At 35.1% G+C, this 15,753-nt stretch carries 11 protein-coding genes; 6 read left to right on the top strand and 5 right to left on the bottom strand.

What is annotated here, in order from left to right:
• Window positions 1-66 precede the first annotated feature (66 nt).
• From ACNQF9_RS11760 to ACNQF9_RS11735, 6 genes are all read left to right on the top strand, one after another.
• On the top strand, window positions 67-1,692 hold the full coding sequence (locus ACNQF9_RS11760) for an amidohydrolase (protein ID WP_417960791.1): 1,626 nt from the start codon (window positions 67-69) through the stop codon (window positions 1,690-1,692).
• 195 nt (window positions 1,693-1,887) lie between these two features.
• Window positions 1,888-3,504: an asparagine synthase B gene (gene asnB, locus ACNQF9_RS11755; RefSeq protein WP_417960789.1), complete on the top strand. Its 1,617-nt coding sequence runs from the start codon at window positions 1,888-1,890 to the stop codon at window positions 3,502-3,504.
• 180 nt (window positions 3,505-3,684) lie between these two features.
• Window positions 3,685-5,628: a DNA topoisomerase (ATP-hydrolyzing) subunit B gene (gene gyrB, locus ACNQF9_RS11750; protein ID WP_417960787.1), complete on the top strand. Its 1,944-nt coding sequence runs from the start codon at window positions 3,685-3,687 to the stop codon at window positions 5,626-5,628.
• A 116-nt stretch (window positions 5,629-5,744) separates the two neighbouring features.
• Window positions 5,745-6,680: a malate dehydrogenase gene (gene mdh, locus ACNQF9_RS11745; protein ID WP_417960785.1), complete on the top strand. Its 936-nt coding sequence runs from the start codon at window positions 5,745-5,747 to the stop codon at window positions 6,678-6,680.
• 225 nt (window positions 6,681-6,905) lie between these two features.
• Complete coding sequence (gene secDF, locus ACNQF9_RS11740) at window positions 6,906-9,878, top strand: protein translocase subunit SecDF (RefSeq protein WP_417960783.1); 2,973 nt, start codon at window positions 6,906-6,908, stop codon at window positions 9,876-9,878.
• Window positions 9,879-10,225: 347 nt separating this feature from the next.
• Window positions 10,226-10,633: an acyloxyacyl hydrolase gene (locus tag ACNQF9_RS11735; RefSeq protein WP_417990273.1), complete on the top strand. Its 408-nt coding sequence runs from the start codon at window positions 10,226-10,228 to the stop codon at window positions 10,631-10,633.
• A 54-nt stretch (window positions 10,634-10,687) separates the two neighbouring features.
• Here ACNQF9_RS11735 and lgt read toward each other — a convergent pair whose 3' ends face one another.
• From lgt to ACNQF9_RS11710, 5 genes are all read right to left on the bottom strand, one after another.
• A complete protein-coding gene (lgt, locus tag ACNQF9_RS11730) occupies window positions 10,688-11,614 on the bottom strand; it encodes a prolipoprotein diacylglyceryl transferase (RefSeq protein WP_417990272.1) in 927 nt (308 codons plus the stop codon).
• 66 nt (window positions 11,615-11,680) lie between these two features.
• Window positions 11,681-11,929, bottom strand: coding sequence for a membrane protein insertion efficiency factor YidD (gene yidD / locus ACNQF9_RS11725; RefSeq protein ID WP_417990271.1), 249 nt, complete (start codon window positions 11,927-11,929; stop codon window positions 11,681-11,683).
• Between the two features lie 84 nt (window positions 11,930-12,013).
• Window positions 12,014-13,492 (bottom strand): cysteine--tRNA ligase, encoded by a 1,479-nt coding sequence (gene cysS / locus ACNQF9_RS11720; RefSeq protein ID WP_417990270.1) that lies wholly within the window; start codon window positions 13,490-13,492, stop codon window positions 12,014-12,016.
• Window positions 13,493-13,619: 127 nt separating this feature from the next.
• Window positions 13,620-14,291 carry a GTP cyclohydrolase I FolE gene (gene folE / locus ACNQF9_RS11715; RefSeq protein ID WP_417960771.1) on the bottom strand — a complete coding sequence of 224 codons (672 nt, stop codon included), beginning with the start codon at window positions 14,289-14,291 and terminating at the stop codon, window positions 13,620-13,622.
• Between the two features lie 204 nt (window positions 14,292-14,495).
• Window positions 14,496-15,713, bottom strand: coding sequence for a pyridoxal phosphate-dependent aminotransferase (locus tag ACNQF9_RS11710; RefSeq protein WP_417990269.1), 1,218 nt, complete (start codon window positions 15,711-15,713; stop codon window positions 14,496-14,498).
• Between the last annotated feature and the right edge of the window lie 40 nt (window positions 15,714-15,753).

Genomic DNA, 15,753 nt, shown 5'->3' with positions numbered 1-15,753 from the left:
AATCATTTGCAGTTTGTCATTTTTTTGGACTTCTTTCTTTATATTAGCCCAACTAAACTGTTTACTATGAAACGTATTGCTTTACTTCTCTCTTTATTTTTATTGATTTCCTGTGATCAAAAAAATAAGATTTCAGTTGATACTATTATTACTGATGCTACTATTTATACGCTCAATAACTCCTTTGCTATTGCTTCGGCTATGGCTATAGAGAACGGAAAAATTGTCGCTATTGGTACTAATCGTGAAATAGCAAACAAATATGAATCCAAGAATACGATAGATGCTGCAGGTAAATTCATGTATCCGGGCTTAATTGACGCGCATTGTCATTTTTATAGTTACGGACTTACGTTACAGGAAGTTGATTTGCGGGGTACCAAAAGTATGGAGGAGATAATTACACGTTTAAAGGCTTTTCAAAAAAATAAGAATCCAGCGTTTATTGTTGGTAACGGTTGGGATCAAAACGATTGGAAAGTAAAAAAGTATCCTACAAAAGCGGATCTAGATGCGGCGTTTCCAGACGTTCCAGTGGTACTGAATAGAATAGATGGACACGCAATTATTGTCAATAGTAAAGCGTTGAAATTAGCTGGAATTACAAAAGACACTAAAGTTGTTGGTGGTCAGATTGAAATTGCAAATGGGGAGCCCACCGGAATTTTAGTAGATAATCCGATGGAATTAGTTTTTAAGATAATTCCAAAACCAACCCGTAAAATACAAATTGCAGCTTTATTGGATGCCGAAAAAATAATGTTTGATTATGGTTTAACAACTGTAAATGACGCCGGATTAGACCCAGATATTATTCATTTGATTGATAGCTTGCAGAAAGCAAAGGTTATGAAACTAAATGTTTATGCCATGGTTACAGTCAATCAGAAGAATATTGATATGTATCTAAAAAAGGGAATTTACAAAACGGATAATCTAAATGTACGATCCTTCAAAATGTATGGTGATGGTGCTTTGGGTTCTCGTGGTGCTTGCATGCACAATCCATATTCTGATATGCCACAACAATACGGTGCTTTGCTGTCTTCGGTTTCAGAATTAAAAGCGGTCGCTCGACAAATTGCAGCTTCTAATTTTCAATTGAATACACATGCTATCGGAGATTCAGCCAATACTGTAATTTTAAAAATATACAAAGAAGTTCTCGCAGGTACTAAAGACCGAAGATGGAAAATTGAGCACGCCCAAGTTTTGCGGGAAGCAGATTTTGATTATTTCAAATTTGGAATTATTCCTTCGGTACAACCGACACATGCTACTTCAGACATGTATTGGGCTGGAGACAGATTGGGTAAAGAAAGATTGAAAAATGCGTATGCGTATAAAAAATTACTTCAAAAAGCAGGAATGGTAGCTTTAGGGACGGATTTTCCGGTAGAGGAAGTAAATCCGATGTTGACCTTTCATGCGGCTGTTGCCAGAAAAGACAGTAAGGAATTTCCAAAAGGTGGTTTTCAAATGGAAAATGCGTTAACCAGAGCCGAAACTTTAAGAGGAATGACCATCTGGGCTGCTTATTCTAATTTCGAAGAAAAAGAAAAAGGAAGTCTGGAAGTAGGAAAATGGGCTGATTTTGTACTATACGATGAGGACTTAATGAAAGTGGAAGAAAATAAAATGGTAAAGATGAAACCAGTACATACCTATTTAAAAGGGAATAAAGAAAAATAAATAAGGCAGTTTTTAGTGGTGATTTCTAATTGTAAGGGAATCTTTTAAAATAGCATCGTTTAAATTACAATCTAATTGTAAATCCCCTTATTTAGTTTAAATTTTAAACTAAATAAGGGGATTGTGTTTTGTATTTGTAACTAGTATTGCATCTTTGCCTTATCAAAACAAACAAACCATTTAAAATATAGAGTTATGTGCGGAATATTAGCCATTATAGGAAAAGGAAAAGATGAAGAGTTAGTAAAAACACTTTCAAAAAGAATGTCACACCGTGGCCCGGATGAAAGCGATTTACACGTAACAGAAAACGGACATATTTTAAGTCATGAACGTTTGTCTATTATTGATTTGCATTCAGGAAGACAGCCTATTCAAGGAACTTCAACTGCCTGGATGATTCATAATGGCGAAGTTTACAATCATCAGGAATTGAGGGATGGTGTTTTGAAAGGACATGCTTTTAGAACTAAATCAGATTCGGAAGTTATTGTGCATTTGTATGAGGAGTTTGGTTATGATTTTTGCAACATGCTGGATGGCGATTGGGCTTTTGTGGTAGTTGATGGCGATGATTTTATTGCTGGCAGGGATCCAATGGGTGTGAAGCCATTGTATTATGGTTTAGATGAAAGAGGGAGGATTTATTTTTCTTCTGAAATGAAACCTATCGCTGATCAATGCAAAACATTTTCTACTTTTCCTCCGGGACATTATTATACCCAAAAAACAGGTTTTGTGAAATATTACAAGCCAGAATACGAAGACTATTTGAAAGCGGATCAAGAATTAGATTTGGATTTAATCAGAGAAACGTTGACCGAAGCAACTCGTAAAAGATTAATGAGCGATGTGCCCATTGGAGTATTGCTTTCTGGGGGATTAGATTCCTCATTGACTTCGGCTATTGCCTCAAGATTATTGGCTGAAAGTGGGAAAAAATTACATTCTTTTTCTATCGGATTGGATGCGGATGCTCCGGATGCAGCAGCTGCCAGAAAAGTGGCGGAGTTTTTAGGTACAGAACACCATGAAATTCACTTTACGATTGAAGAAGGAATTAAGATTTTAGATACATTAATCTGGCATTTAGAAACCTATGATGTAACCTCGGTAAGAGCAAGTACACCCATGTATTTCTTGTCCAAAGCGATTACTGATTTGGGAATTAAAGTGGTGCTTTCTGGAGAGGGTGCTGATGAGATTTTTGGTGGATATTTGTATTTTAGAAATGCACCATCAACAGAAGATTTCCAAAAAGAAACCATTGAAAGAGTCCAAAAATTATTTACTGCCGATTTGCTGAGAGCAGATAAGTCAACTATGGCACACGGATTAGAGGCGAGAGTCCCGTTTTTAGACAAAGCATTCTTAGATATGGCCGTTCGTATCAAAGCAGAAGAGAAAATGCCTAAAACGTATGATGGGAAAGAAAAATATATTTTAAGAAAAGCATTTGATACTCCGGACAATCCATACCTTCCAGCCGAGGTTTTGTGGAGACAAAAAGAGCAGTTTTCTGATGGAGTGGGATACAACTGGATTGATCAATTGATAGAATATTGTTCTTCTCAAGTTACGGACGACCAACTAATAGGTGCGGCGATGGAATTTCCATACAACTCTCCTACAACTAAGGAAGCGTACTTTTACAGATCCATATTTAATAAGTATTACCCTCAAGTTAGTGCTGCTCAGACGGTTAGAAAGTGGATTCCGAAATGGCAGGAAAATCAAGATCCAAGCGGAAGAGCAAATGCTGCCCATGTTCAGGCAGATACCGAAATTGCTAAAGCAGGAGCTACGGTTTAAAATAATAATATGGTTTTATAGGCATAGGAAAACGCTCTCGATTTCGAGAGCGTTTTTTTGCTATTATATGAACAAATGTTAATAACTTAAAAGCTTAAAAAGGGATTTTAACGGTTATATAATTTGCGTTTTTATATATTTGCGTGTTAGACAAAAATTACATTTTTTAGAATAAAACATATGAGCGAAGAAATCAAGAAGGACAATTATTCAGCAGATAGTATTCAGGCATTAGAAGGAATGGAGCATGTTAGAATGCGTCCGTCGATGTATATTGGAGATGTAGGGGTTCGAGGACTCCATCATTTAGTTTATGAGGTTGTAGATAACTCTATTGATGAGGCAATGGGAGGTCATTGTGATACGATTATAGTTGATATTAATGAAGATGGATCTGTTTCTGTTGAGGATAACGGTCGTGGTATTCCAGTAGGAATTCATAAAAAAGAAGGTGTTTCAGCATTGGAGGTTGTAATGACCAAAATTGGCGCTGGAGGGAAGTTTGATAAAGATTCGTATAAAGTTTCCGGGGGGCTTCACGGTGTTGGGGTTTCGGTGGTTAATGCATTATCAAACCATCTTAGAGCAACCGTTCACAGTAGTGACGGAAATGTATACGAGCAAGAATATGAAAAGGGGAAAGCACTTTATCCGGTTAAACAAATTGGTGTAACTACCAAAAGAGGGACAATAGTCACTTTTTATCCCGATGAGACTATTTTTACACAAACTACCGAGTTTTCATACGATACTTTATCAGCGCGTATGCGTGAATTGTCTTATTTGAACAAAGGGATAACGATTACATTTACAGATAAAAGAGAGGTAGATAAAGACGGAAATTTTGTTTCTGAAATTTTCCATTCTACAGAAGGTCTTAAAGAATATATCCGGTATTTAGATGGAAATCGGGAGCCAATCATAGCCCACGTTATTTCTATGGATAACGACAAAGGAGAAATACCAGTAGAGGTGGCCTTGATTTATAATACAAGCTATACTGAAAATATTTTTTCGTACGTAAATAATATCAATACGCACGAAGGAGGAACCCACTTGCAAGGTTTTAGAACGGGGCTTACCAGATCATTAAAAAAATATGCAGATGCTTCTGGAATGTTAGATAAGTTGAAATTTGATATTTCAGGAGATGACTTTCGGGAAGGATTAACTGCTATTATTTCTGTAAAAGTCGCTGAACCTCAATTTGAGGGACAAACGAAAACAAAACTGGGGAATAGAGAAGTGGTTTCGCCAGTAAGTCAAGCTGTTGGTGATATGATTGAAGCTTATTTGGAAGAAAATCCAAATGATGCTCGAATTATTGTTCAAAAAGTAATTCTAGCGGCTCAGGCTCGTCACGCAGCCAAAAAAGCACGTGAAATGGTACAACGCAAAACCGTAATGGGTGGCGGTGGATTGCCCGGGAAACTATCAGATTGTTCCGAACAAGATCCTGCAAAATGCGAAGTATATCTTGTCGAGGGAGATTCGGCAGGTGGAACGGCTAAGCAAGGTCGTGACCGTGCATTCCAAGCTATTTTACCTTTGCGTGGTAAGATTTTGAATGTCGAAAAAGCAATGGTTCACAAGGTTTTTGAAAACGAAGAGATTAGAAATATTTTTACAGCTTTGGGAGTTACTATCGGAACTGCCGAAGACAGTAAAGCTTTGAATATTGAAAAGTTACGGTACCATAAAGTAATTATTATGTGTGATGCCGATGTCGATGGTAGTCATATTTCTACTTTAATCTTGACGTTCTTCTTTAGGTTTATGAAAGAATTAATTGAAGAAGGACACGTGTATATTGCTGCGCCACCTTTGTATTTAGTTAAAAAAGGAAATAAGAAAGAATACGCTTGGAATGACCTACAGCGAGATCAGGCCAATGCAAGAATGGGCGGTAGCGCTGGAATTCAACGCTATAAAGGTCTTGGAGAAATGAATGCGGAACAATTATGGGAAACTACCATGGACCCAAGTTTCAGAACGTTGCGTCAGGTAACTATTGATAGTTTAGCAGAAGCCGATAGAGTTTTTTCTATGTTAATGGGGGATGAGGTTCCGCCAAGAAGAGAATTTATTGAGAAGAATGCAGTATATGCAAATATTGATGCTTAATTAAAAGGACCTGTTTACTCGCTTTTTTTAGTAATAAAGCGAGTAAACGATTAACCGAATAAGAAAATAACCGATTAACCACAAAAATTAAAAAATAACCGAATAAACTTTAAAATATGAAAGTTACCATTGTAGGAGCAGGGAATGTTGGTGCGACATGTGCGGATGTAATTTCGTACAGAGGGATTGCAAGTGAAGTAGTATTATTAGACATTAGAGAAGGTTTCGCTGAAGGTAAAGCTTTAGATATTATGCAATGTGCTACTAATACTGGTTTTAATACTAAAGTGTCAGGCGTTACTAACGATTATTCTAAAACGGCAGGAAGCGATGTAGTGGTAATTACATCTGGAATTCCTAGAAAACCAGGAATGACTCGTGAAGAACTTATAGGGATCAACGCAGGAATTGTAAAAACGGTTGCCGAAAATGTTTTAAAGCATTCGCCAGATACAATTATAGTAGTAGTTTCTAATCCTATGGATACAATGACTTACTTGGCATTGAAATCCACAGGATTGCCAAAAAATAGAATTATAGGTATGGGTGGAGCGTTAGACAGTTCTCGTTTCCGAACCTATTTGTCTTTGGCTTTAGACAAACCGGCTAATGATATTTCAGCAATGGTTATCGGTGGGCACGGTGATACAACTATGATTCCTCTGACACGTTTGGCTTCTTATAATGGAATTCCAGTTTCTCAATTTCTTTCAGAAGAGGCATTGCAAAAAGTTGCTGCAGATACTATGGTAGGTGGAGCGACACTTACTGGACTTTTAGGAACATCCGCTTGGTATGCTCCGGGAGCTTCAGTTGCTTTTTTAGTAGATAGTATTTTGAATGACCAAAAGAAAATGATTGCCTGTTCTGTTTTTGTTGAAGGCGAATACGGTCAAAATGATATTTGTATAGGTGTACCGTGTATTATTGGTAAAAACGGAGTGGAAGAAATTCTTGATATTGAACTTGATGATGCTGAAAAAGCCTTGTTTGCTAAAAGTGCAGATGCTGTTAGACAAATGAATGATGCTTTAAAATCACTTTTGGTATAGAAATTTACATTTTAAAAGAGAAGACTGCATTATTGCAGTCTTTTTCTTGAGATTAATCGATAAATAAATTGGTTAATCTTAACGTTAATTATATATTTGCTCGGTTTAAAAAAAATAATGTAACGCAGAATGTTCTTTTTTAGTATTAAAAATGAATTTAAAGTGTTATTCTATAGGGTTTAAAGTAAAAATAAATAAATAAAAAATAATTAATTTTTAGTAATAATGCAGAATAAAGGACTTATTAAATTTTTCGCAATTCTATTTGCATTGGTAAGTATTTACCAACTTTCTTTCACTTTTGTTGCAAACAAAGTAAAAAATGAGGCTAAATCTTTTGCCGGTGGAAATCCTGAAAAAGAAGTAAAATATTTAGATTCTATTGGTAAAGAAAAAGTATTTAATCTTGGGTTTACTAATTTTACATTCAATGAAGTTAGTGACAAACAAATCAACAAAGGTTTAGACTTAGAAGGTGGTATCAATGTGATACTTCAAATATCAGTAAAAGACATCTTAAAAGGGTTATCGAATAATTCTAAGAATCCAGTTTTCAATAAGTCTTTAGCTGATGCTACTGCAAATCAAAAAGGGAATCAAACGTACTTAGATGCTTTCTACGATGCTTTTGATGCTAATTCTAAAGGCAGTGTAAAACTAGCGTCGCCAGATATTTTTGCAAACAGAAGTTTACAAGGTGAAGGTGGGGTAGATTTTCAGATGACAGACGCACAAGTAAAAAAGGTAATCTCTAGAAAAGTTGATGAGTCCGTAGAGAGTGCTTTTGGTGTTTTAAGAAAGCGTATCGATAAATTTGGGGTAACACAGCCTAATATTCAAAAATTAGGAGAGTCAGGAAGAATTCTTGTAGAACTTCCAGGAGCTAAAGATGTAGACAGAATTAAAAAATTGTTGCAGAGTACTGCGCAATTAGAGTTTTGGGAGACCTATAAAATTGAAGAAATTGGTAATTTTTTGATGGCTGCTAATGAGTCATTGAAAAAAACGGAAATCAAAACTACTGAAGTAAAACCAGTTGTAAAAGATTCTTTAAGTGCATTGCTTACTGATGGTAAAGATTCAACGGTTGCAAATAAAGGTGCAAATCCTTTATTTGATAAAATTATTGGCCAAGGTGGAGGTCCAGTTTTGGGACTTTTCTCTCCAAAGGATACAGCAATAGTAAACGGATATTTGAAAAGAGCTGACATTAGAGTCTTATTAGCAGGCGATCAGCGTTATGCGAAATTTGTTTGGGGTATACCTACAATTATTAAAGATGCAAAGGCTAAAGACATTGAAGCAGTTGAGCTGTATGCCTTAAAAGGAAATCGTGATAATGTTGCCGCTATGGGTGGTGGTGTAGTTACGGATGCAAGTGATACATTTGACCAAATGGGTAAACCAGCGGTTTCAATGCAAATGAATGGTCAAGGTGCAAAAGCTTGGGAAGAACTAACAGGTAGAGCGTATACTCAAAAAAGTAATATTGCTATTGTTCTTGATGATGTCGTTTATTCTGCACCGGGAGTTTCTACAGGGCCTATTTCAGGCGGTAGATCTGAAATTTCAGGTAGTTTTGACGTAACACAAACAAAAGATTTAGCGAATGTATTAAGAGCAGGAAAACTTCCAGCGGCGGCTGATATTGTTCAGTCAGAAGTGGTAGGTCCATCCTTAGGACAAGAAGCGATTGATAATGGAACTAACTCAGCTCTTATTGGATTGTTATTAGTATCGCTATGGATGATGATTTATTATGGCAAAGCAGGTTGGTATGCTAATCTTGCCTTGGCGGTTAACTTACTTTTCTTGTTTGGAATTTTAGCCAGTATTGGAGCAGTTCTTACGTTGCCTGGTATTGCCGGTATCGTTTTAACAATGGGAACAGCGGTTGATGCGAATATAATTATTTACGAAAGAGCAAAAGAAGAATTGCGTGCTGGGAAAACACTTGAAGAAGCTATTAAAACTTCCTATAGTTGGAGAGGTGCGATGTCATCAATTACTGATGCGAATGTTACGCATATTTTAACAGGAGCGGTTTTGTTTATTTTTGGTTCAGGGCCAATTAAAGGATTTGCGACTACTTTATTAATTGGTATCGTAACGTCTTTATTTACGTCTATTTTTATTGCAAGAATCTTTATTGATTGGAATATTAGTAAAAAGAATGATTTAACTTTTGTTACTAAGTTTTCTAAAAACATGTTTAATAATTTCCATTTTGATTTCTTAGGAGTAAAAAAGTGGACGTATTTATTCTCAAGTATTGTAGTGGTTATCAGTGTTATCTCTCTAGCTACTAACGGTCTTGATGAAGGTGTAGATTTTGTTGGAGGAAGAACTTTTCAAGTACGTTTTGAAAAACCAATAGAAACAGAAACAGTAAAAGCAGAACTCGCAAAAGTTTTTGACGGTAGTGCTGAAGTAAAAGTTTTTGGTAGTCAAAACCAATTAAAGATCACTACTAAATATAAAGTTGAAGAGCATGGAAGTAAAGCTGACGAGGAAGTAAACAGATTGTTATATGATAATTTGAAACAACATTATACAGCAGGGTTAACCTATGATCAATTTATAAATGCTTATGATGGTAAAAAAGTAGGTGTTTTACTAGCTTCAAAAGTAGGACCTACTGTTGCAGAGGATATTAAAACTAATGCATATTGGGCTGTATTAGGCGCTATGCTTATCGTATTTTTATATTTAATGATCAGTTTTAGAAAATGGCAATACAGTTTAGGAGCAATTGCAGCTGTAGCACATGATGTAATTTTTGTATTAGGTATTTATTCTTTGTGTTATAAATTTATGCCTTTTGGTATGGAAATCGATCAACACTTTATTGCTGCTATTCTTACCGTTATTGGTTATTCGATGAATGATACCGTTATTGTATTTGACAGGGTTAGAGAATATTTAGCAGGTAAAACGAAAGGAACATTCGCTGAGATTGTAAATCAATCTATTAATACAACTATGTCAAGAACAATTAATACCTCATTGACAATGATTGTTGTGCTTTTGATTATGTTTATTTTTGGAGGGGAATCTATCAGAGGATTTATATTTGCTATGTTGGTGGGAATCATTGTAGGAACATACTCTTCATTGTTTATTGCAACACCAGTACTTGTGGATACGATTTCGAAAGAAGATAAAAATAAGGTGGAAAAAGCACATCAAGAAAGTTAAAAATAATTTTAGATTAATTTTAAAAGAGGTTCAACGAAAGTTGAATCTCTTTTTTTATATCCAATAATTAGAAGTTTAATTTTAATTTGTACATTAACAGTTAGAAATTAAATGGCTTTCGGTTTTAAAGCGCAGGTTTTATGTATGGGAAAATAATTTTTACTATAATCGTTCTTTGGAGTTCGATGTCATTTTAAGGGCAAGACAAGGGAAATAAGATTGATTTGGGATTTGCTTATGGCTTTGGCAATCAGCTAAAGAACACCGATTACACCTTTACCAATAGTTATTACAAACTGCAAGTATACTACACAATAAAAAAATACAAAAGTTTAAAATATGAAGTAATGCTTCAGCCAGAACTTAATTTTGCGACTCACCAACTTTTTAATTTTTATTTTGTTGAGCCAGATAATCTTGATTATGTAGCCAAGCGAGAAAAATATACCAAGCTTAAGGACATCAAAGAATGTATTCTTAATATTGGTTTGTTAGTAAGAAAACCAATTTTTAAATCAGCTAGTATTTATCTTTTAGGAAGTGTGGGTCCAATGATAACGAATACTGAAACGGAACGATTGTCAAAAGGATTTGCATTTTCAGACGTTTTAGCTGTAGGATTTACGTTCAAAGTTAATAAAGTAACTTTTGACGTGAGGCCAAATTTTCGTCATGTATCTAACGCAGGATTACAAAAAAACAACTCCGGTTACAATACTAAAAACATTGATTTTGGAGTTTTATTTCCGTTATAAAAAAAGCATTAACTACTTTGGGTAGTCAACGCTTTAATAATAAGTTTAATTTTTTTAATTTTTAATTTCTTTATCCGCAGTAAAAACAAAATACAGTCCTATAAGTATAAAGGGAATGCTGAGCCATTGTCCTGTAGAAAATAAGCCTAAGGAACTTTCAAAACCACCTTGACTTTCTTTAACTGATTCCACAATAAAACGAACGGTAAAAAGAAGGACCAGAAACATACCAAATATAAATCCGGTATACTTTCTTTTTTCGGTTTTCCAATACAGGAAAAATAATATTGCAAACACAAAAACGTAACAAAATGCTTCGTACAATTGAGTAGGATGGCGTACGGGAACCTGTTCTAATAAAGTAGCGAACTTAGGATCAGTTGCAATAGCTGTATATGCCTCTTTAGGATTATCTATTAGGGTAGCATTTACAGCATCCATTGGGCTAAAATGATCTTTTATGAATTTAATTCCAAATGGAGATGTTGTTTCATGTCCAATAATTTCAGAATTGAAAAAGTTACCGAGTCGTACAAAAATAGCACCACTGGCAACAGGAATTACGACGCGATCCAAAATCCATAATTGTGGTTTTTTTAATATATTTTTACTGTAAAAATACATTGCAATTATGATAGAAATGGCTGCACCATGACTGGCTAAGCCTTGATAACCTGTAAATTCAAAACTAGGATTGAATCTAAAAGGCAAAATAATTTCTAATAGATGATTGCGATAATATTCCCAATCATAAAAGAAAACATGTCCTAAACGAGCTCCAATCAGTGTGGCCAATACGGTCCAGATGAATAAGGAATCTAATTTTTCGATTGATTCACCTTCGCGTTCAAAGATGTTTTTCATTATATACCAGCCTAATCCAAAAGCAATTACAAACATCAAGCTGTAATATCGAATAATAAAAAAGCCTAAATCAATTCCTTCCGATGGATTCCAAACAATGTTTAAAGCGTGTATCATGTATTTTAAATTTGTTTATTTGACGTAAAAATAGAGATTAAAACTAAAATTCGTATTAAAAAAAAGCTAATCTTTAGGCATATGCCTTTTTTTGGGAACAGGATCATATCCGGTTTTCCCCCAAGGATTACAACTTAAAATGCGCTTAATTCCTAAAAATCCCCCATAAAATAAGCCATGATTATTTAAAGCTTCTATCATATAGGTGGAGCATGTTGGGTCAAAACGACAAGCTGAAGGTGTAAACGGTGAAATGGCAACTTGATAAAACCGAACGATCAGTATAAAAGGGAAAATGAGAATTTTTGAAAGCATGATTTATTTTTTCAAATTTAAAATGTCAACATTCTTTTGCCCGTTTTTAGTTACTAGACTTCTTCCGCGTGTTTAAAAATGGGGTTAGATACTAAAAGTTGTACCTTCTTTACCGTCTTTCAATTGAATTCCTATAGCAATCAATTGATCTCTAATTTGGTCTGATAAGGCAAAGTTTTTGTTTTCGCGCGCTTGTTTTCTCATCTCAATAAGCATAGTAACTGTCCCTTCCAATTTGTCGTTATTGCTATCAGAAATTTTTTCGTTTTCCAGACCTAAAACATCAAATACAAAACCATGAATTGCTTTTTTAAAAGTTTTTAGATCCTCCGTATTTAGTGTCTCTTTTCCATCTTTCAAAATATTGATATATCGAACTCCCTCAAACAATTGTGCGATTAAAATGGGAGTATTGAAGTCATCATTCATAGCATCGTAACAGGATTGTTTCCATGCTTGAATATCAATAGTGCTGTTTGTGGTAGCGGAGATGTCTTTTAATGCATTTAAGGCCTCCATTAATCGTTTATATCCCTTTTCTGCCGCTACAATGGCGTCATCCGAAAAGTCGAGAATGCTCCTGTAGTGTGCTTGTAACATAAAAAATCGTGCTACCGAGGCGGAAAAAGCTTTGCTTAAAATCGTATTTTCTCCAGTCAATATTTCTCTTGGTAAAATATTATTCCCAGTTGATTTAGCCATTTTTTTTCCATTCAAAGTCAGCATATTGGCATGAAGCCAATAATTAACTGGAGTTTGACCGGTGCATGCTTCATTTTGCGCAATTTCACATTCATGATGCGGAAATTTTAAATCCATTCCGCCCCCGTGAATATCAAAGTGGCTGCCTAAGTATTTAGTACTCATGGCAGTACATTCCAGGTGCCATCCCGGAAATCCATCACTCCAAGGCGAAGGCCAACGCATGATGTGTTGTGTTTCTGCTTTTTTCCAAAGTGCAAAATCTTGTGGATTTTTCTTATCGCTTTGTCCGTCAAGATCACGGGTATTGGTTAGCATATCTTCAATATTACGTCCGCTTAAGCGACCGTAATGATTGGTTTCATTGAATTTTACTACATCAAAATATACTGATCCATTAGCTTCATAACCAATTCCTTTATCGATAATAGTTTTGATAATTTCAATTTGTTCGATAATATGTCCTGTTGCAGTGGGCTCAATACTTGGTGGCAAAAAATTAAATGCATTCAAAATATCATGAAAATCCACTGTATAGCGTTGTACAACTTCCATCGGTTCCAGTTGTTCCAGACGCGCTTTTTTTGCAATTTTATCCTCGCCTTCATCCACATCATCCACAATATGCCCTACATCCGTAATATTACGAACGTAACGTACTTTATAATCTAAATGTAAAAAATACCTAAAAATTACATCAAAAGACATGAACGTGCGTACATTTCCAAGATGGACATTGCTGTAAACCGTAGGTCCACAAACGTACATTCCAACATTTCCTTCATGAATAGGGGCAAACTTTTCTTTTTCTCCCGAAAGAGAATTGTATATTTTTAAATTTTGGCTACTGTATAATGGCATTGCTGTTTTTTTTTGGAGCTTTTCCTGCTTTGTGTTACAATCTTTCTTCGTTAAAAAAACGAAGAAAGGATTTTCACTGCAATCAGGGCTAGGGCTTTATCGCTACGAATGAAATTTATTTTTTATTTTAGAACTTTGTTTCTAATTTAATGTAATCCAAAAACTCTCTTCGAGTCACACTATCTTTAAATTTTCCACCAAACTCTGAAGTCACAGTACTGCTTTCAATATCACTGATTCCTCTTGAATTGACACAAAGGTGTTTCGCATCAATCACACAAGCGACATCTTCAGTGCCTAAAGCAATTTGTAATTCCTGAACAATTTGCATAGTTAAACGCTCTTGAACCTGAGGTCTTTTGGCATAATACTCCACAATACGATTCATTTTGGATAAGCCAATAACCGTTCCATTAGAAATATAAGCAACATGAGCTCTACCAATAATTGGTAATAAATGATGTTCACAGGTAGAATAAACGATAATGTTTTTTTCAACTAACATTTCGCCATATTTGTAATTATTGTCAAAAGTGGAAGCTTTGGGTTTCTTATCAGGATTTAAACCGCCAAAAATCTCTTTCACAAACATTTTGGCCACACGATTGGGCGTGCCTTTTAGACTATCATCCGTTAAGTCCATTCCAAGGGTCAGTAGGATATTCTCAACGTCTTTTTTTATTTTCTCAATTTTTTCGTCATCAGTAAGGTCAAATGCATCATCTCTTACTGGATTTTTTGCGGATAAACTAAAGTGATTATCTCCTATTTCGTCTTGAAATTCTTCGTTTTTTATCATTAAAAGCAACTATTATTGTGGGTGTAAATATTTAAGGCGTAAAGATAAATAATAAAAATTAAAGAATTTCTATAGCTTCTACTATTTAAGACGACTTTATCGGTTCTAAAGGTCGTTTTAGTTTTTGGAATTGATCCTAAAAACAAAAGGCAATAACACAGTAGTTATTGCCTTGCTGTAAAATATTTTAGAATAGTATTGAAACTATAGGCTTACGGCAGCGTTTAATTGGATCGCATTGTAAACCGGAATTGCGGCTTTTAATATTCGTACTGCACTAATCAAGTCTTCTTTCTTTAGTACATAAGCAATTCGCACCTGATTTAATCCCATTCCTGGAGTCGAGTAAAAACCTGCTGCTGGAGCTACCATTACAGTTTCGCCATTTAAATCGTAACTTTCTAAAAGCCATTGGGCGAATGCGTCAGCGTTGTCAATAGGTAGTTGTGCGATACAATAAAAAGCCCCTTTTGGTTTGCTTACGATGACCCCTTCTATAGTATTCAATTCTTCAACTAAAGTGTCTCTTCGTTCTCTATATTCTGAAATCACTTCATCAAAATAACTTTTTGGCGTGTCTAAAGCTGCTTCGCTTGCAATTTGTTCAATTGTTGGAGGGCTCAATCTTGCTTGCGCAAATTTCATAGCGGTAGCCATAACCTCCTTATTTTTAGAAACGATACAGCCAATTCTGGCGCCACACATACTATATCTTTTTGATACGGAATCAATCATAATAGCATGTTCTTCAAGACCTGGTACACTCATTACGGAATAATGAATATCGCCATCGTACGTGAATTCGCGATATACCTCATCAGAGATCAAGAACAAATCATGTTTTTTGACTAAGGCAGCTAATTGCATGATTTCTTCTTTAGAATATAAATATCCTGTTGGGTTTCCGGGATTGCAAATAAGGATAGCCTTTGTTCTTGGAGTAATCAATTTTTCAAAATCTTCTACTGCTGGTAAGGCAAAACCTGTTTCAATTGTTGAAATAACAGGCACAACGGTAACACCTGATGCTGTTGAAAATCCATTGTAATTAGCATAAAACGGTTCAGGGATAATAATTTCATCCCCTTGATCCATCGTGCTTCCCATGGCAAACATAAGCGCTTCTGATCCACCTGTGGTTATTATAATATCTTCAACATTTACTGAAATACCTTGATTGATATAATAAGCGGATAATTTTTTTCTATAGCTTTCGTTTCCTGCAGAATGGCTGTATTCTAAAATTGTTAAATCAATGTTTTTAACGGCATTCATTGCAACTTCAGGTGTCTTTATATCGGGTTGGCCAATATTTAAATGGAACACTTTATTGCCTTTTTTCTTGGCTATCTCTGAGTAAGGAACTAATTTTCGTATAGGAGATTCAGGCATTTGTTTGCCTTTGTTTGATATTTTTGGCATAGTCTTAATTATTGAATTGCAAATTTGCAATTTTTTTTTC

The organism is Flavobacterium amylolyticum (genome assembly GCF_048284335.1).
Lineage (GTDB): Bacteria > Bacteroidota > Bacteroidia > Flavobacteriales > Flavobacteriaceae > Flavobacterium.
This window is presented reverse-complemented; position numbering and strand designations above follow the sequence as displayed.